The following is a 17,855-nucleotide window of genomic DNA, read 5'->3' as shown; positions in this document are numbered from 1 at the left end:
CTAAAGGAAGGTGTTTTTCTCATGTTCCACACTAGAAATTCTTCTCAGCACGAAGCCGAATTTGTATTGCTAGATCAACTGGTCGAAGAGGATCACCTGCTTCGTAAAATTGATCAATACATTGATTTTTCATTTATCATAGACAAAGTAAAACCATATTATAGTGAGAATAAAGGTCGTCCCTCACTTGATCCACTTATTCTGTTTAAAATGATGTTTATTGGATACCTGTATGGTATCCGTTCTGAAAGGCAACTTGAAAAAGAAATCTACTATAACATGGCGTATAGATGGTTCTTAGGATTAAACATCAATGACCCCGTTCCCCATCACTCGACCATTAGCTGGAATCGTCGTACTCGATTTAAAGATACAACCATTTTTCAAGATATTTTCGATGAAATTGTTCTTCAAGCCATCAATCACGATATGGTTGGAGGGCGCGTTCTTTTTACTGACTCCACTCATCTTAAAGCCAATGCCAATAAACATAAATATACGAGAAAAACGATTGAACAAGATACCCAGAACTATATAAATGAATTAGAAGAAGCGATCCAAGAAGATCGGGTGGCACACGGAAAAAAGCCCTTAAAGGTAAAAGAGGAGGTGAAAACGGAAAAAGACATTCGTCAAAGTACGACTGATCCTGAAAGTGGATATCTTTATCGTGAAAACAAACCGGAAGGCTTTTTCTACCTAGACCACCGTACAACGGATATGAAGTACAATATCATCACAGATGCCCATGTCACGCCTGGTAATGTCCATGATTCCGTTCCGTATCTTGAACGATTGGATCACCAAATCGCACGATTTGGTTTTCAAGTAGACGCAGTTGCCCTTGATTCTGGTTATTTGACCACCCCAATCTGTAAAGGTTTATCTGATCGCCATATTTTTGGTGTCATCGCACATAGACGTTTTCATCCAACAAGAGGATTATTCGAGAAGTGGAAATTCCAGTATGATTCTGAACACGATCAATACATATGCCCGAATGGTGAAAAGCTTTTATATACCACCACTGATCGAAAAGGTTATAGGTTCTACAAATCAGATCCTAAAAAATGTACATCGTGTCCTTTCCTTGAAAACTGCACAAGATCTAAAAATCATCAAAAGGTCATCTCAAGACATGTGTGGGAGGAACATAAAGAAAAGATCAGGCAAAATCGTCTGTCTGCCGCTGGAAAAGAGCTATATAAAAAAAGAAAAGAAAAAATAGAGCGAAGCTTTGCAGATTCAAAACAACTGCATGGGCTTCGCTACTGCCGGTTGAGGGGAAAACAAAATGTGAGTGAGCAAGTGCTTCTCACAGCTGCCTGCCAGAACATGAAGAAGATTGCCACACACCTAGCGAAGCTAGGCTAGGTGTGTGGGAGACCTTTTTCATTAAATCTCTTCCATCATCATGACGATGAAAATAAAAAAGATTGTAGAAAAACATGAGTTTCTCTACAATCTGAAGCTCTAGAAAAGAGCTGTTTTGTTTAAGATGTCATCTTATTTTATGAGGAGACAGGCGGAATTTCAGTGCTCTCAGCACTTGGTAATTGTATAATAGCGGTCGTGCCTATACCTTGTTCAGATTGAAGAACGAACGTGCCACGATGTTTTTTAATAATTTGATAAACAATGGCTAGTCCAAGACCAGAGCCGCCATCTTTTCTTGTGCGGGCTTTATTCACTCGATAAAAACGCTCAGAAACATGAGGGAGATCTCTTTCTGGAATTCCGCTGCCTTCATCTGTGATTCTCAATTCAGCAGTGTGTTGGTGAACGGATAAGTCAATCGAAATCGATTTTCCTGATGGCGTGTAATGGATGGCATTGTCCAATAAATTCCGAACGACTTGCTCAAGTCGATCGCTATCACCATAAATAATACAATCCTCTTCGAGTGATCGGTTGAACGAGATACCCTTTTGACTAGCAATGAATGTCATTTGATCAAGAACATCATGAATAAGCTGTGCAAAGACGATCGGCTCCATCGTTAGTGGGTAAGATTCCCCCTCTAACTGTGCGAGATCAAGAAGGTCATGTACGAGCCGGCTTAATCGTGTGGATTCGTCTTGAATAATCTGCATGCCTTTCTTTTGATCAATAATGCCTTCTTCAATTCCTTCAGCATAGCCTTTCATATAACTTAAAGGCGTTCTCAGTTCGTGAGAGACATTGGCAAGGAACTCTCTGCGATGCTGTTCAACTTTTTCTAATGTAGAGGACAGTTTATTAAAGGAACGGCTCAACTGATTTAGCTCATCACCTTTTTTGGTCACAGCCATGCGCTTTGAAAAATCACCAGATTCCATTTCCATTGCAATTTCTTTCATTTGATTGATTGTCCTTACGACTTTATTAGAACTTTTATATCCAATAAAGAAAATCAAAAGCAGGATAATTAAAATGGAGATGCCAAGCGTTAATCGAATTTGAACAAACGGTTCATACACATCAGATAAAGGCATAGAGAGGAAAATGGTTCCTGATAAATCATTTTTGTTAGAGAACACAGGGATGGCAATCCCGAGAATATCTTGATGGAACTGGGGGTGTTCTCTAATTAACACAACTGTTTCCCCCTGTAGAAGCTTTTGGCGTTCTTTAAACGTAATGAGGTTATCGTTTGTATTCGTATCGAAAGGAATACCGCTTGAAAGCTCCATAGGATCATCAGTAAAAATAACACTTGCCTGACTTGAGTCATTTGCCCATTTCATTCTGTCAGTAAAATATGTGTCTTTCCCGTGTTTGTGATAGATTTCTGCCAGCTTCTTTCCTTGTAAACTTAAAGAGTCAATCTGTTTATCTATATATAAGTGCTGGTATAAGTAATAAGTCAGGGCAAGAGCTGAGGCAGCAACGATACCTATAACGGAAAGAATTAAGAAAAGCCCTTTCCTTTTAATAGATAATGGCTTCATTTGTCCTCCTCAAACTTATAGCCGACACCCCAAACGGTTTTAATATACCGTTCCGCTTCCTTTAATTTCAATCTTAGTGTTTTAACATGTGTATCGACTGTTCTTAAAGAACCACTAGGTGAGTGTGATTCCCACAATTTTTGGTAAAGCTGTTCACGGGAAAAGACTTGGCCTTGATGGTGCAGAAGAAACATGAGTAAATCAAATTCTCTTCTTGTTAAATTGATGGGCTCTTGCTTGAGGTAGACTTGTCTGCCATCTTGATCAATCTCCATGTCACCAATCATGATTCGGCTGCGCTTTAAAGAAAGACCTCTAATTCGTCTTAATGTCGTTTCGATTCTAGCTGCAAGCTCACGTAGACTAAAAGGCTTTATGATGTAGTCATCTGCTCCTATTTCCAGTCCCTTAATTCGATCCTCCTCATAACTTCTAGCTGTTAAAAATAAAATGGGGATTTGAGAGGTTTGCCTGATGCGCTGGCAGACTTCGAATCCATCCATATCTGGCATCATAATATCCAATACAACAAGGTCAATAGTCTCTTTTTCGAGCTGATGTAAGGCGCTCGTGCCATTATTTGCAGTTATCACGTGAAAGCCTTGTTTCTGCAAAAAGCATCCGATTAACTCAAGCATATCTAATTCATCATCTACTATTAAAATATTCATCTGTTCTTTCATTTCTTTTCCTCCAACACGATAGCATAAGGTCCTGCTGGGATATTCAGTCGGTTCTTCAACATGAATGTATGTTTATCAATGACGGATACTGAATTGTCATCTAAGTTACTGACATATATAGATGAGGAATCAGCAGTGATATAATTCGGATTTTGACCGGTTTCAACAGAGGAAAGCAGTTTGTTTTTCTCGGTATTTACTTTATATAGTGTATGGTCTCCATGACATAATACATATAAAGTAGAAGAGTTTTTTTCTGGAAAAAATGCGACTGGCATAACACCTAGTTTGATTTCTCGCTGTTGTTTACCTGTTTTAGGGTCGTAAGAAAAAATGCTCTTATTTAATGTGCCAGGTTTACCGTGTCCTCCAACCCAAATGGAATGCCCATCAAAATGAATGCCAGATGGCCGTTCTAGGACGGAAATCGTTCGTATCTTTTTTTTCTTTTCAATATCAATGACTGAAACAGAATGACTTTTTGCATTTAAAACAAACAACGTTCCAGAAGAAGACAACGCCATAGAAGAGGGTAATGTCCCGGTCTTCACAGTTGCTTTTATTTTCTTGTGCACTGTATCGATAAAATAAACGACATTTTTCTCTGAATCGGTCACAAGTAAAGTGTTGGTATCCGCATCATACGCAAGTGAAGTCAGACCTTTATTCATATCCATATAGTCTGCTGCTGTTCCTTTTTTTAAATTGATTTCTATAAGAGATTGTCCTTCCTTACTTGATGCAATGATCACGTCTTTGTTGATGTGAACAAGGTCAGTGAGAGGATGTTTTAAATCAACGGAAGAGACAATTTTATTTTTTTGTAAATCAACGATTGAAAAGGAGGCTTTTTTTAGTTGAGAAATGACAGCAATTGATTGAGAGCTGCCAGGGGGCGTAAATTGCTGGTCTTTTCCGCAGCCTGCTAGGAAAAATAGTAGAGCTGACAAGCATATTAAAAAATATTTCACTCGTTTCATCCTTCTGCTCCTTTGGTGCTCTATTTTCAAAAAGCATAACACAAAAATTGTGAAAAAAAATCGAAGTTATGAATGCTGGAAGATATGAAAAGAAGTTTTTAGGTGGGGAAGTAGAGGTAAATGAAAGCTGAAATTTCTTTTTCGACTATTTATATGACATTTTTTCATGAGTAAAAGATCATTTTCACAGTTTGATCATTGTATCCATAATCGGTTACAGTAACAAATAATCATAGCTCCCCCGCCCTAAATAGAGCGAAGGGAGTCATTAAGCAGAGTGTTCAGATGAATGAGAAGTGGGTTTCGTTTTTAGACGATGAGAGAGGAGGAAACCAAGAATACCTGCGCCCATTAATACGATAAATAAAGATTGAAAACCACTTAATATACCAATTAAAGTAGATGAAATGATACTTCCGAAATATCTAAAGGTAGAAAAAATCCCAGATGCAGAGCCGGATAAGTTCTGATCAACAGATGTTAAAGAAGCCATCTGCATGCTAGTCATGCCAATACCTGATGAGATCCCCCCAGCGACTAATGTGATGATAAGGAGTGGTAAATTTGGGTAGCTGCTTAGTGTGATCAGCATAACACCTGATAAAGTAAGACAGAGAAATGAAAATCCAATCATTTTTTTGGCACCTTTTATTGGATGGAGCTTTGCCCCGAGTAATCCACTAATAGACATACAGAGTGAAAAGATCGAAAGGAAAATTCCGCTTTGTGTATGAGAAAGCGCGAGTTTTTGCTCCATAAACAGCGGCATAATGAGAAGAATCGCGTACATCACAAAATTACTAAGCATGATAGAAAGGTTAGCGTTCGTAAAAGTACTGTTTTTAAATAGTGCCAAATCAATGATGGGATTTGTAACTTTCCGTACGTGTTTGAAAAATAAAGGAATGGAAATGACCGCTATAACGCCATAGATCATGTATTCGTTTAATACTTGGCTTTTAGTAAACAAAATGAGTGTGGCGATCCCGATTGTTAAGTATAACGAACCGATGATATCTACATTGGCTTGTAAACGTGTATGTTTCATCTTCGGAATCATAAAAACGCCTGTCACAAGTGTGAGAATCAAAAATGGTATATTCACTAGGAAAATGGAATGCCAGTCAAAGCTCTGAATGAGAATAGAGCCGACAAAAGGTCCAAGTGCGGCACCAATTCCCGCTCCAAAACCGAAAAAACCCATAGTTTTAGAAAGCTTTTCATGTGATACTGTTGCTCGAATTAAAGCAATGCTGTTCGGTGTTAATATAGCTCCGCCTGCCGCTTGAATTGATCGGAAGCTAATAAGAAAAGCAAGATTAGGTGCGAAAGCACATCCAATGGAGCCAATCAAAAAGAGTATCACACCAGCTAAATACATGCTGCGGTGGCCGTATATATCTCCCAGCTTACCCGCAATAGGTTGAGTGACTGCCATGACAATTAGATAAATCGTGACCACCCAAGTAATGTTTGATATAGATTGATCGTAATAAGTTGATATGGATGATAGAGCGACTGCGATCATGGTTGAATTGACTGGAACTAAAATAGCTCCAAGCAGCAAAGAATAAATGATCAAGTTCTCTTTTTTAAGATTCAATGTGTTTACCACCTTTGTAAAAAAGAAGAATTTCACCCAATTAAGTGGGGGAAATTCCTCTCATGAAAATGTGTGTGCATGTCTCAATAAAATCTTCTTTTTGTGTTAAAACCAGCTGAATGTCTTGCTCTAGCTGTTGAATGAAAAAGCCAAAATACGTGCTAATAAATATATCTGCATAGATGTTTTCTTTTCCTTCTAATACACGATGCTGAGCACTCATTTTTTTGAAATAATGAATCAGCATGTCTCTCAATTCTTGAGGATAAATTTTTTCATGGTCTGTTAAATCTTTAAACATAGCGGGTTCTCTCATGCTAATATAGATAAATTCTTTTTTTGAAGTCAAATCTTCAAGGAAATAGCTACCGAGAAATTTTAAATCGGTGTATAAATCGTCTTTAAATTCTTCTTCAAGGGTTTTGGTCGGTGTTGATTTCATTTTCATAATGGCAGCAATCACGCCGCGTTTGTTTTTAAAGTTACGAAAAATTGTCGCTTCACTTACATTCGCTTTTGTCGCAATTTCTTTTGTCGTTGTTTTTTGATAGCCCTTTTCAGACAATAATTCCATTGTTGCGCGAATGATCCGTTGATTTGTTGATTTTAACAAGCATACTCACCTCAGGTTATGAATGTGTTTGCAACAAAGTAAGTATACCGATAAAATCTGTGACCGCCAATATGATCCAAACAGTGACGACTATGCCCGTGAATGCTGATTTAATAACTGGATACGCCCATTGGCTCCATCTACTGTCACGAGGTCACCGGATTTTAGTTTTTCAGTTGCGATCCGTGTACCTAAGACAGCCGGTATCATATATTCTCTAGCGATAATAGCGGAATGGGACAAAATGCCGCCAGAATCGGTGATGACTGCTTTGGCGTCTTTAAATAAGCTGGTCCATAAAGGTGTCGTTGTTTTACAAACTAAAATGTCATCTTTTTCAAATTGTGAGAATTCATCAGCAGATGTAATGACTCTGACTCTTCCAGAAGTAATGCCGCTAGATGCACCAATTCCATAGATTGCATCGTCTGTGTTGTTTGCATTTTCCCTTAGCGAACCGAGCATTCTTTCTACTTGCTGCAATTCAGCGTCAGAAGGCGTTCCTGTATAAGCTGGTGGTTGTATGGATTCATTTTCCTTCATTTCAATTTTTCTTTGCTGAATGATCGAATCGTATGTGGTCGAAGTTGTGAGCGCATTGAGTACTTCATCATCGTAAAGATACCAAAGGTCTTCTTGATGAGGGATCGCTCCTTTTTGGACAAGAAGTTCACCAATTTTTAAGAGATAGAGTCTCGCTTTTGCATCTAACATGGCATCAATGTAAAAGTGATGATCATCTCGAATATTGGCTGCATGGAGCGCAAAATGATAAAGTTCCTCAAATTTTGTTTTAAACGCTTCATCTGTCACTTGACTGATAAACTGTTCATAAGTTTCTTGCCTTTTGATCACGGCTTGTGCAAATTCTACATCAAAATCAGATTGGTACCGAATGTTGTTTCTAATGATGTCCAATACATATTCAGGGTTTTCTACCCATGTTTCCTCTGTGAAATCATGGCTTTTAACAGACCGCCAACCATAGACTTGGAGAAAAGCTTCTACGTTGGAAATGAAGTTTTTTCCTTTATCTGTGTGGTTGAGGGCATATAATAGTTCAGCATTCGTGGAATGATTTTTAAATGCCTGAAGAAGCTCTGAATCTTGAAGGACGTCTTTTGCCAAGTGAGATAGCTTTTGATCTGTTTCAAGAGACTTGTTCATCACACCTATCATCATTTCATGCAGCAGAACGACTTGTGTTTGATCACCAGTATATGTGACAAGCATGTCTTCAATGATCGTTGATAGAATGACTTGAGGTATGACAATATCAAAATGGTCGTCATACGCTCTTAGATAAATCTCCTTTAATTCTTGCAAGCCACTGATGGCTTCATCAATTGTTAGCGGTTGAGAGATTTGCCGATCAAGTTTTTCGTATAATGGGAACAAGTTTTGCTCTAAAATGCGATACATTCTTTCGCTTAAACGAGGAAACAGTTCGAATAGACTCTCGTCAATAACTGGTTCAGCTGACGCTTCTGGCATAGACGGCGAAGAATACAGATGTCCTCTATAAAGCTTGATATCTTTAATATTAAGGTCTGGTACTTGATACTTTTCACCGTTTTTCTTCATCCCGTTTTTTAAAGCAGGTATGATCAGGCTTGAAAAAAGAGGACTTGTGGGTCCAGGCATATGATCGTCCATTGAGATCCAGAAGTCTTGCAACTCTTCAGGCTTCATTTGAAAGACTGCACCTGAGGAGTCATTTGCTGTATTGGAAAAAGTAGCAGTAATAGGCCTTGCTTGAAGTAAATAAAAAGTACCATCTGACATACCGAATTCGATATCTACCCCATGTCCATAAAGTGCTTCTACTTGTTTTGTTATTTCTGTGATTTGGATCAATTGATCATCTTGAAGACAAAATTGGCCAGCCATCTCCTCATCTACGGGCTGTTCAATGACGCCCTCTTGACAGGGGACAATTTGCACTTCTTTTGTTCCTAGTGATTTTTCAATAGAGTACGTTTCTTTGTTTACAATAAATGTATCTGGTGTCACAAGACCGGAGACGATGGCTTCTCCTAGTCCATAGCTTGCAGTTATCATGACTTCGTTTGTTTTTCCTGATACAGGATTCTCACTAAAGATGACACCAGAGATGTCAGAATGGATCAATCCTTGTACGACAACAGCCATGAGCGGCAGCTCTTCCTCGTTCTCCATCATCTCTTCCTTATATTCTGTGACTCTTGCTGCAAAGTAAGACGACCAGCATTCTTTGACCGCTTGCAAGAATTCTTCATTTGTCTTGATATTTAAATAGGTCTCGTATTGTCCTGCAAAGGAGGCGCCTTCGAGATCTTCCGCAACAGAAGAGGATCGCACTGCAACAGATGGATATGTTTTCAACAATGATTGAAAAGTTGAAAGTAATTCTGTCTCCATTTGTGAAGGAAACGAAACTTCTGTGATTTTTCGGGCAAGGTTTGGGTCAGTTGGATGGAAATTGTGATGTGCAAGAAAGCTTGCAAAGCTATTCGTTTTAATAATAAATCCATCTGGAACTGGCAGTCCGTGATTGTTTAATTTAATTAAATTCACGCCTTTTGCCCCTGCGAGTGATGCGGATTCTTCAGCCGCATGAAATAATACTGAATACATGGGAATGCCCCCTTATCCAAATAGCCAATGGTTTCATTTGTCTCTTTTTGTTTTTTAAAATGATAGTGCGCACTATCATTTTCATCATAAAATTTATTGGATGTAACTGTCAAAGACGTAAAGACCTATCTTTAGAAAGGGGACGTTCTCACTAATTTTCCTCCTCATCTATATCAAAAGTCTTCACCCGAGAAGAAAAAAAGCTGAAATTGAAAACTGTGAATTGTTCATTATGCCAATCTTTACTATAATCAAAGGAGTAGACCATGTAGAGGGAGGGTTTTTGTGATTACAAAAGCCATATTTGCACTTGTTTTTCCTTTCTTGCTCGTTATTTTATTTTCAAAGGTTACTTATAATCATTACGTTGGCATTGCATTAACAGCAGCGCTTTTATTTGCCTCGTATATGAAAGGCTATACAGAAACCTACTTTATCGTAGGATTAGATATTATTTCTTTAGTGGCCGGGGCATTGTTTATGGCCAAGAAAGAAGTCGAAAAAAGAGAGAAGGCTGAAAAACATCATTGAGGTGATCTCTCTTGATGAAAAGAAAATATTTTTGACACAGGAGCTGTGCTTACGATTTCTAGTGAGTGCAGCTTTCTTTTTGTGGTTTTTCTGCTGATCGAATATCTCGCTCCAAAATGTTCCATACTGAAAGGAAGGTTTCTTTAGATGGTTATGAGCCACGGCAGAGAGGGTATGGTTGTATTGGAAATAAAAATGAAGTCAGACACGAACTTTAGTTCGTATTTTTGTGTTCTTTTATGATAATATATTCATTAGATAGATTTCGTAACGAAACGGAGGCTTTGATGTGAGTGACCGCTTTGAATTAGTTTCTAACTATCAGCCCCAAGGGGATCAGCCAAAAGCCATTGAAAAGCTTGTGGAGGGCATCCATCAGGGGAAACAGCATCAAACGCTGTTAGGTGCTACAGGTACGGGAAAGACCTTTACTGTATCCAACCTGATCAAAGAAGTGAATAAACCAACACTTGTCATTGCGCATAACAAGACACTTGCCGGACAATTATACAGCGAGTTTAAGGAATTCTTTCCGAATAATGCTGTCGAATATTTTGTGAGTTATTATGATTATTACCAGCCTGAGGCATATGTGCCTCAAACTGATACATTTATTGAAAAGGATGCCAGCATTAATGATGAGATCGATAAGCTAAGGCACTCCGCCACATCCTCATTATTTGAGCGGAGAGATGTCATCATCATTGCCAGTGTGTCCTGTATTTATGGCTTAGGTTCTCCCGAAGAATACAGAGAGCTTGTGCTGTCTTTACGGACTGAAATGGAAATTGAACGCAACCAGCTGCTGCGTAAGCTTGTGGATATTCAGTATTCTCGTAATGATATAGATTTTCAGCGCGGAACCTTCAGAGTTCGAGGAGACGTCGTTGAAATTTTTCCTGCTTCACGAGATGAGCATTGTATCAGAGTGGAGTTTTTCGGTGATGAAATCGAACGTATTCGTGAAGTAGATGCTCTCACTGGAGAAATTCTCGGTGATCGTGACCACGTCGCTATTTTCCCAGCATCTCACTTCGTCACAAGAGAAGAAAAGATGGAAAAAGCGATTATTAATATTGAAAAAGAGCTTGAGGAACAGTTGGAAAAGCTTCGTGAAAACGGAAAACTGCTTGAAGCACAGCGTCTTGAGCAGCGGACAAGGTATGACCTTGAGATGATGAGAGAGATGGGCTTTTGTTCAGGGATTGAGAACTACTCGAGACATCTCACCCTACGTCCGCCTGGTTCAACACCTTACACATTGCTTGATTATTTCCCGGATGATTTTATGATTGTTGTCGATGAGTCACACGTGACCATCCCGCAAATTCGCGCCATGTACAATGGGGACCAGGCAAGAAAACAAGTGCTTGTTGATCATGGGTTCCGTCTGCCGTCAGCACTTGATAATAGACCACTCACATTTGATGAGTTTGAAAAGCACATTAACCATATTGTGCATGTATCCGCAACACCTGGCCCATACGAGCTTGAGAAAACGCCAGAGGTTGTGGAACAAATTATTCGTCCAACCGGTTTGCTTGATCCAATCATTGAAGTCCGCCCGATTGAAGGACAAATCGATGACTTAATTGGGGAAATTCATGCAAGGGTTGAGAAAAATGAGCGTGTGCTTGTGACGACTTTAACGAAGAAAATGTCTGAGGATCTGACAGATTATCTGAAAGAAATCGGAATCAAGGTCAATTATCTGCACTCAGAAATTAAGACACTAGAGCGGATTGAGATTATTCGTGATTTACGTCTCGGAAAATATGATGTGCTTGTTGGGATCAACCTTCTTCGAGAAGGTTTGGATATTCCAGAGGTGTCCCTCGTGACGATTTTAGATGCGGATAAAGAAGGCTTTTTACGTTCAGAAAGATCCCTCATCCAGACGATTGGCCGTGCTGCAAGGAATGCAGAAGGCCGGGTTATTATGTATGCAGACAATATGACGAAATCAATGGACATTGCCATACAAGAAACAAAGCGGAGACGTGAGCAGCAAGAAGCGTATAATGAGAAATTTGGTATCACTCCGCAAACGATCCATAAGAAGATTCGAGATGTGATCAAGGCAACAAAAGTACATGAGGATTCGGAGGAATACGAAACAAAAGCAGCACCAAAGTTGTCAAAAATGAGCAAAAAAGAACGAGAAAAAGTGATCGAAAACATCGAGATGGAAATGAAAGATGCAGCAAAAGCGCTTGATTTTGAAAAAGCAGCAGAATTAAGAGATCTATTGCTAGAGCTAAAAGCGGAAGGATGAATGCCTGATGGCTATGGAACGAATAGAGGTGAAAGGGGCAAGAGCCCACAACCTTAAAAATATTGATGTCAATATCCCGCGCGATCAGCTAGTGGTCATTACGGGTTTATCTGGTTCGGGAAAATCGTCGCTTGCCTTCGATACCATTTATGCAGAAGGTCAGCGTAGGTATGTTGAATCACTGTCAGCCTATGCACGTCAATTTCTCGGTCAAATGGACAAACCAGATGTAGATGCGATTGAAGGGCTTTCTCCAGCGATTAGTATTGACCAGAAAACGACAAGCAGGAACCCTCGATCAACCGTTGGGACTGTTACAGAAATTTATGATTACTTGCGTCTATTATATGCTCGAGTCGGAAAACCGATTTGTCCTATTCATGGAATCGAAATTACCTCACAGACGATTGAGCAAATGACAGACCGCATTTTAGAGTATCCAGAACGAACGAAACTACAAGTGCTTGCTCCGATCGTATCTGGACGTAAGGGAACACACGTGAAAGTACTTGATCAAATTCGGAAGCAGGGCTACGTTCGAGTCAGAGTTGATGGCGAGATGGAGGACCTGTCAGAAGAGATCGAGCTTGAAAAGAATAAAAAGCATTCCATTGAAGTGGTGATTGATCGAATTGTCGTAAAAGAAGGTGTGGCTGCACGGTTGTCTGATTCTCTTGAAACGGCACTTCGACTTGGTGAAGGCCGCGTGATGATTGATGTGATTGGACAAGAGGAGCTGTTATTTAGTGAGCATCATGCTTGTCCGCACTGCGGATTCTCTATTGGGGAACTTGAGCCAAGAATGTTCTCGTTTAATAGTCCTTTCGGTGCCTGCCCAAGCTGTGATGGGCTTGGTTCTAAACTAGAAGTAGATCCAGAGCTTGTGATTCCTAATAAGGATTTGACTTTACGTCAGCATGCCATTGTCCCATGGGAGCCTCAAAGCTCACAATATTACCCGCAGCTTCTTGAGGCGGTATGTACACACTATGGAATTGACATGGACATTCCGGTAAAAGATATCCCGCCGCATTTATTTGATAAAATTTTATATGGCAGCGGCTCTGAGCTGATTTATTTTAAATATGAAAATGATTTTGGCCAGGTACGTGAAAATGAAATTGAGTTTGAAGGTGTGCTTCGTAACATTGAACGGCGTTATAAGGAAACGAGCTCCGATTATATTCGGGAGCAAATGGAAAAATATATGGCCAATCAGCCATGCCCGACCTGTAAAGGATATCGCCTGAAAAAAGAAACGCTTGCGGTTCTCATCAATGGCAAACATATTGGAGAAATGACCGATTTGTCTGTATCTGATGCCCTTGATTTCTATGAGAAAATTGAGTTGTCTGAGAAAGATTTGCAGATTGCCCAGCTTATTTTACGTGAAATCAAAGAGCGCTTATCCTTCTTAAATAATGTGGGGTTAGATTATCTGACATTAAGCCGGTCTGCTGGCACATTATCAGGCGGGGAGGCGCAGCGGATTCGTTTGGCGACACAAATCGGATCAAGACTGACAGGCGTTCTTTATATTTTAGATGAACCATCGATTGGTCTGCACCAACGGGATAATGACCGGTTGATTGGGACATTGAAAAACATGCGTGATATCGGAAACACACTGATTGTCGTAGAACATGATGAAGATACGATGCTTGCCGCTGATTATCTCATTGATATTGGACCAGGAGCAGGGGTACATGGAGGAGAAGTGATTTCAGCTGGAACGCCAGAAGAAGTCATGAAGGACCCAAAATCGTTGACTGGGCAATATTTATCTGGTGACAAATTTATCCCGCTTCCGATTGAGAGAAGAAAGCCTGACGGCCGCTTCATTGAAATTAAAGGGGCAAAAGAAAACAACCTTAAAAACGTGAATGCGAAGTTTCCTTTAGGTGTCTTTACTGCTGTGACGGGTGTGTCAGGCTCAGGGAAAAGTACACTTGTGAATGAAATTTTATTGAAATCCCTTGCCCAAAAACTACACAGAGCAAAAGCGAAGCCAGGACAGCACAAAGAAATCAAAGGAATGGATCACTTAGACAAAGTCATTGATATTGATCAATCTCCAATTGGCCGTACGCCAAGATCCAATCCGGCTACGTATACAGGTGTATTTGATGACGTGCGGGATGTTTTTGCGCAAACCAATGAAGCAAAGGTACGAGGCTATAAAAAAGGGCGATTCAGCTTTAACGTGAAAGGTGGACGCTGCGAAGCATGTCGTGGAGATGGCATTATTAAAATTGAAATGCATTTTTTACCTGATGTTTATGTGCCTTGTGAAGTGTGTCATGGGAAACGTTATAACCGTGAGACGCTAGAGGTCACGTATAAAGGGAAAAACATTTCCGATGTTCTTGAAATGACGGTAGAGGACGCACTTCAATTTTTCGAGAATATCCCGAAAATTAAGCGGAAGCTGCAAACGATCTTTGATGTTGGATTAGGATACATTACACTTGGGCAGCCTGCCACGACATTGTCTGGTGGAGAGGCGCAGCGCGTGAAATTGGCATCTGAGCTTCACCGCCGTTCAAACGGAAGATCCTTGTATATTTTAGACGAACCGACGACGGGTCTTCATGTGGATGATATTGCTAGGTTGTTAAAAGTGCTCCAGCGCTTGGTCGAAAACGGGGATACAGTATTGGTCATTGAGCACAACCTTGATATTATTAAGGCTGCCGATTACCTTGTTGATCTAGGACCAGAAGGCGGTGCTGGTGGAGGAACGATTATTGCTTCAGGAACACCTGAACACATTGCTAAAGAAGAAGCTTCTTACACCGGTCGTTACTTAAAACCGATTTTAGAGCGTGATCGTGAGCGAATGAAACAGTTAGTCAAAGAAACAGAAAGTGTGACGTCTTCATAAAGAAAAACCCCTCGGAAAGAGGGGTTTCAGATTGTTGACAAAGGGCTAAAATGTACTTTATTTTAGCCCTTTGTCTTCTTTTCAGCGTGATAGAAAACCTTTGAATTCTAGGAAGGACGAGTACCGGCGCGGAGTGAATTTGACATTCGTGAGCACCGGCACGCAGGACTGACACCGAATGCGAGGGTTTGTCTACACGCTGAAACCCCTCGGAAAGAGGGGTTTTCCTTTTATTGCACATCTTCCTTTGGCATTAAGTTACTGAGGTGCGTTAAATCCTTTAAAATATGAGTGCTGCTGCTATCGAGCAGTACTTTTAAATAACGGATATCACCATATTTCGGATGAGACGGATGAATGGCCTCTAGCTCCTTGATCATATCGCTGTTCATGCTTTTCTGTTTCTGTATTAGGTCTAAAAGCGTTTGTGCCGTGTGGTTTGCATTATGATGATCTGTCAAAATAATTACCCCCTATAATGATAATCACCATCTTTTCAACATATTTTAAAGGGTAAATCATGAAGAATCTACACTTAGGTGCAAAAAGAAATAATTTGTGTCTAAGGTCATATGTAAATCGAATGAGTTTGAAACTTTTTATACGCCATAAACGTATGAGTTAGAAAGGAATTTTCATCATGAAGGAGCGAATATATATGAACAGAGATCAGTCGATCATTGCATCTATTTGTTATTTTAGTGTATTTTTCATGCCGTTTATTGTACCGATCGTGGCATATTTTGTAGTGGATCAAAAGGAAACGAAACGGCATTCGCTGCGTGCATTGTGGTCACATGTTTTGCCAGTCGCAGCGTGTGTGCTGCTGGTTTTTGGAGCTATCCCCTTTTTATTGACGACACAGGCAAGCGACTCACTCGTTCCAGTGTTCACCGTACTTATCTTGTCCTTTTTAGTCGCCATTGGCTTTTTGATCTCTGTCATTTGGAATATCATTCAAGGTATTAAAGTGCTTCAATCCATTAAATCGTAGGAGGGCTTTGTATGAATGAAAAAGAACGCATTTTAAAATTAGTAGAAGACGGGACATTATCTGCAAAAGAAGCGATTACGTTGCTTGAAAAACTAGAAGAAAATCAGTCTGTTTCACTAGAGAAATCAACGGCTGATCATACCTTTCATGAAGAAAAAGCTGGCACAGAGAATAAAGGAACTGGTACTGAAAACCTCGGTGCAAAGCTGTTTGGATGGTTAGATTCGGCGGTGAAAAAGGTCAAAGATGTAGATCTTGATTTGAACTTTGGACAGTCCGTCGACGTTGAACACATTTTTCAATTCAAAGACGCGGCACTGTCCCATTTAGATATTCAATTGGCAAACGGCAGTCTCAATTTGATGCCTTGGGATGATGGGGATGTTCGGGCAGAGTGTCATGCGAAAATTTACCGTGCAGAGGATGGAGAGCAGGCCAGACAGCAATTTCTTCAACATCTGGATTGTGGGCTTGAAGGGGACAAATTTTTTATCCGAACTGAAAAGAAGACAATGAAGGTCAATGTCACCCTGTATGTACCACGTATCCAATACGATAAGATCAAAGTCAAACTGTTTAATGGACCGATTCGCGGGGAAAAGCTAAAGACAAAAGAACTGGCTGCAAAAACAACAAATGGCGTCGTCTCTTTTGCCTCTTTACAAGCGGAAAAAGTCGGAATTGAAACAGCAAATGGACAAATCAAACTGGCTGATCACGAGTGTGATATGATTGAAGTAGAAACCATTAATGGGCTCATTGACCTGCGTGGGAAAAGTGAATCAATAGACGCACAGAGCTTTAATGGCAACATTGTTGTTCAGCTGTCAGATGAGAAATGCCGTTCGGTCTATGCAAAAACGACAACAGGCAGTGTGGATGTTCAAATTCCGCGTGCTTGTGCAGTGACTGCGGAGCTGAAAAGCAATCTCGGATCGATTTCTCATGAACTGCTTGATGCAAATATGATTAAAGAGAAAAATGAAACGCTGCAAAAAGAGAAAATGATCAAAGCCAATCAACAGGCGGAGCACAGTATATCCATTTTTGCAGAAACAAAAACAGGCTCAATCCAAGTAAAGCACCAATCAGACAAGGAGTGATTCTACATGAAGAAGCTTTATCGTTCAGCGACAGATAAAAAAATAGCGGGTGTTGTTGGTGGACTTGCTGAATACTTAAGTGTCGATGCATCCCTGCTTCGCATTTTAACGGTGATCATCGGATTTATGACAGCATTTATGCCGATATTCTTGATCTACTTCATCTGGTATTTTGTTGTTCCGGAAGAAGGCACTAACTAAATGTTTAGATGGATCGTTAGTATTTTCGTCAATGCATTACTTTTAATCGTCATTGCTGGATATTTTGATTCAGGCATTCTGCCAGGCCTCGGTAGTGTGTATATTGAAGGTTTTGGCGCAGCGATTGTAGCAAGTATCATTTTGTCCTTGCTCAATATTTTAGTGAAGCCGTTTTTGATCATTTTAACGCTGCCAGTGACAGTACTTTCACTAGGATTGTTCCTCTTTGTCATTAATGCCATCACACTGATGATGACCTCAAGCTTTATGGGAGATAGTTTTAACATTGATGGGTTTGGAACGGCCATTTGGATGGCTGTCATTTTATCCATTTTCCATCTGCTCATACAAAAAGGAATCGTGGAACCGTTAGCGAAAAAAAGCTAACGGTTTTTTTGTGTGAATTTATATCGTTTCCCCGTTTCATCTGTCATAAAAACCG

The 17,855-nt window shown here is 40.0% G+C and carries 15 protein-coding genes; 8 read left to right on the top strand and 7 right to left on the bottom strand.

Features of this window, described 5'->3' with window-relative positions:
• The first annotated feature begins 21 nt into the window (after window positions 1-21).
• Complete coding sequence (locus NST57_RS17360; protein ID WP_142154584.1) at window positions 22-1,374, top strand: IS1182 family transposase; 1,353 nt, start codon at window positions 22-24, stop codon at window positions 1,372-1,374.
• 137 nt (window positions 1,375-1,511) lie between these two features.
• Here NST57_RS17360 and NST57_RS17355 read toward each other — a convergent pair whose 3' ends face one another.
• The 6 genes from NST57_RS17355 to NST57_RS17330 form a co-directional block, all read right to left on the bottom strand.
• Window positions 1,512-2,930, bottom strand: a complete 1,419-nt coding sequence (locus NST57_RS17355; RefSeq protein ID WP_142156100.1) for an ATP-binding protein — start codon at window positions 2,928-2,930, stop codon at window positions 1,512-1,514.
• Window positions 2,927-3,613 (bottom strand): response regulator, encoded by a 687-nt coding sequence (locus tag NST57_RS17350; protein ID WP_142156099.1) that lies wholly within the window; start codon window positions 3,611-3,613, stop codon window positions 2,927-2,929. Before NST57_RS17350 ends, NST57_RS17355 begins: the two co-directional genes overlap by 4 nt.
• Window positions 3,610-4,593 carry a YncE family protein gene (locus NST57_RS17345; protein ID WP_142156098.1) on the bottom strand — a complete coding sequence of 328 codons (984 nt, stop codon included), beginning with the start codon at window positions 4,591-4,593 and terminating at the stop codon, window positions 3,610-3,612. Before NST57_RS17345 ends, NST57_RS17350 begins: the two co-directional genes overlap by 4 nt.
• 268 nt (window positions 4,594-4,861) lie before the next feature.
• A complete protein-coding gene (locus NST57_RS17340; protein WP_341298954.1) occupies window positions 4,862-6,196 on the bottom strand; it encodes an MFS transporter in 1,335 nt (444 codons plus the stop codon).
• Window positions 6,197-6,236: 40 nt separating this feature from the next.
• Complete coding sequence (locus NST57_RS17335; RefSeq protein ID WP_341298953.1) at window positions 6,237-6,809, bottom strand: TetR/AcrR family transcriptional regulator; 573 nt, start codon at window positions 6,807-6,809, stop codon at window positions 6,237-6,239.
• Between the two features lie 90 nt (window positions 6,810-6,899).
• Window positions 6,900-9,425: a PEP/pyruvate-binding domain-containing protein gene (locus tag NST57_RS17330; RefSeq protein ID WP_341298952.1), complete on the bottom strand. Its 2,526-nt coding sequence runs from the start codon at window positions 9,423-9,425 to the stop codon at window positions 6,900-6,902.
• 285 nt (window positions 9,426-9,710) lie between these two features.
• Here NST57_RS17330 and NST57_RS17325 point away from each other — a divergent pair, with 285 nt between their 5' ends.
• From NST57_RS17325 to uvrA, 3 genes are all read left to right on the top strand, one after another.
• Window positions 9,711-9,956 (top strand): CsbA family protein, encoded by a 246-nt coding sequence (locus NST57_RS17325; protein WP_008348197.1) that lies wholly within the window; start codon window positions 9,711-9,713, stop codon window positions 9,954-9,956.
• A gap of 289 nt (window positions 9,957-10,245) precedes the next feature.
• A complete protein-coding gene (gene uvrB, locus NST57_RS17320; RefSeq protein WP_142156094.1) occupies window positions 10,246-12,231 on the top strand; it encodes an excinuclease ABC subunit UvrB in 1,986 nt (661 codons plus the stop codon).
• A gap of 7 nt (window positions 12,232-12,238) precedes the next feature.
• Window positions 12,239-15,115, top strand: coding sequence for an excinuclease ABC subunit UvrA (gene uvrA, locus NST57_RS17315; protein ID WP_142156093.1), 2,877 nt, complete (start codon window positions 12,239-12,241; stop codon window positions 15,113-15,115).
• A gap of 230 nt (window positions 15,116-15,345) precedes the next feature.
• Here uvrA and NST57_RS17310 read toward each other — a convergent pair whose 3' ends face one another.
• Window positions 15,346-15,576, bottom strand: coding sequence for a hypothetical protein (locus NST57_RS17310; protein WP_008348188.1), 231 nt, complete (start codon window positions 15,574-15,576; stop codon window positions 15,346-15,348).
• Between the two features lie 197 nt (window positions 15,577-15,773).
• Here NST57_RS17310 and NST57_RS17305 point away from each other — a divergent pair, with 197 nt between their 5' ends.
• Genes NST57_RS17305 through NST57_RS17290 form a run of 4 tightly spaced genes read left to right on the top strand, consistent with a single transcriptional unit; the run spans window position 15,774 to window position 17,800 of the window.
• A complete protein-coding gene (locus tag NST57_RS17305) occupies window positions 15,774-16,109 on the top strand; it encodes a hypothetical protein (protein ID WP_008348186.1) in 336 nt (111 codons plus the stop codon).
• Between the two features lie 11 nt (window positions 16,110-16,120).
• Window positions 16,121-17,212: a DUF4097 family beta strand repeat-containing protein gene (locus NST57_RS17300; protein ID WP_341298951.1), complete on the top strand. Its 1,092-nt coding sequence runs from the start codon at window positions 16,121-16,123 to the stop codon at window positions 17,210-17,212.
• A 6-nt stretch (window positions 17,213-17,218) separates the two neighbouring features.
• A complete protein-coding gene (locus NST57_RS17295) occupies window positions 17,219-17,413 on the top strand; it encodes a PspC domain-containing protein (protein WP_008348183.1) in 195 nt (64 codons plus the stop codon).
• Window positions 17,414-17,800, top strand: a complete 387-nt coding sequence (locus tag NST57_RS17290) for a phage holin family protein (RefSeq protein WP_341298950.1) — start codon at window positions 17,414-17,416, stop codon at window positions 17,798-17,800.
• Window positions 17,801-17,855 lie beyond the last annotated feature (55 nt).

Origin of the sequence: Bacillus sp. FSL M8-0077 (assembly GCF_038050255.1) — a bacterium.
Lineage (GTDB): Bacteria > Bacillota > Bacilli > Bacillales > Bacillaceae > Bacillus > Bacillus altitudinis.
Note: the sequence above shows the minus strand (reverse complement) of the source record. Positions and strands in the feature narration are given on the sequence as shown.

What these genes read in the sequence shown, in the direction of transcription:
- NST57_RS17360 (WP_142154584.1), top strand. Translation starts at nt 22, where the DNA reads ATGTTCCACACTAGAAATTCTTCTCAGCACGAAGCCGAATTTGTATTG.
- NST57_RS17355 (WP_142156100.1), bottom strand. Translation starts at nt 2,930, where the DNA reads ATGAAGCCATTATCTATTAAAAGGAAAGGGCTTTTCTTAATTCTTTCC.
- NST57_RS17350 (WP_142156099.1), bottom strand. Translation starts at nt 3,613, where the DNA reads ATGAAAGAACAGATGAATATTTTAATAGTAGATGATGAATTAGATATG.
- NST57_RS17345 (WP_142156098.1), bottom strand. Translation starts at nt 4,593, where the DNA reads ATGAAACGAGTGAAATATTTTTTAATATGCTTGTCAGCTCTACTATTT.
- NST57_RS17330 (WP_341298952.1), bottom strand. Translation starts at nt 9,425, where the DNA reads ATGTATTCAGTATTATTTCATGCGGCTGAAGAATCCGCATCACTCGCA.
- uvrA (WP_142156093.1), top strand. Translation starts at nt 12,239, where the DNA reads ATGGCTATGGAACGAATAGAGGTGAAAGGGGCAAGAGCCCACAACCTT.
- NST57_RS17305 (WP_008348186.1), top strand. Translation starts at nt 15,774, where the DNA reads ATGAACAGAGATCAGTCGATCATTGCATCTATTTGTTATTTTAGTGTA.
- NST57_RS17300 (WP_341298951.1), top strand. Translation starts at nt 16,121, where the DNA reads ATGAATGAAAAAGAACGCATTTTAAAATTAGTAGAAGACGGGACATTA.
- NST57_RS17295 (WP_008348183.1), top strand. Translation starts at nt 17,219, where the DNA reads ATGAAGAAGCTTTATCGTTCAGCGACAGATAAAAAAATAGCGGGTGTT.
- NST57_RS17290 (WP_341298950.1), top strand. Translation starts at nt 17,414, where the DNA reads ATGTTTAGATGGATCGTTAGTATTTTCGTCAATGCATTACTTTTAATC.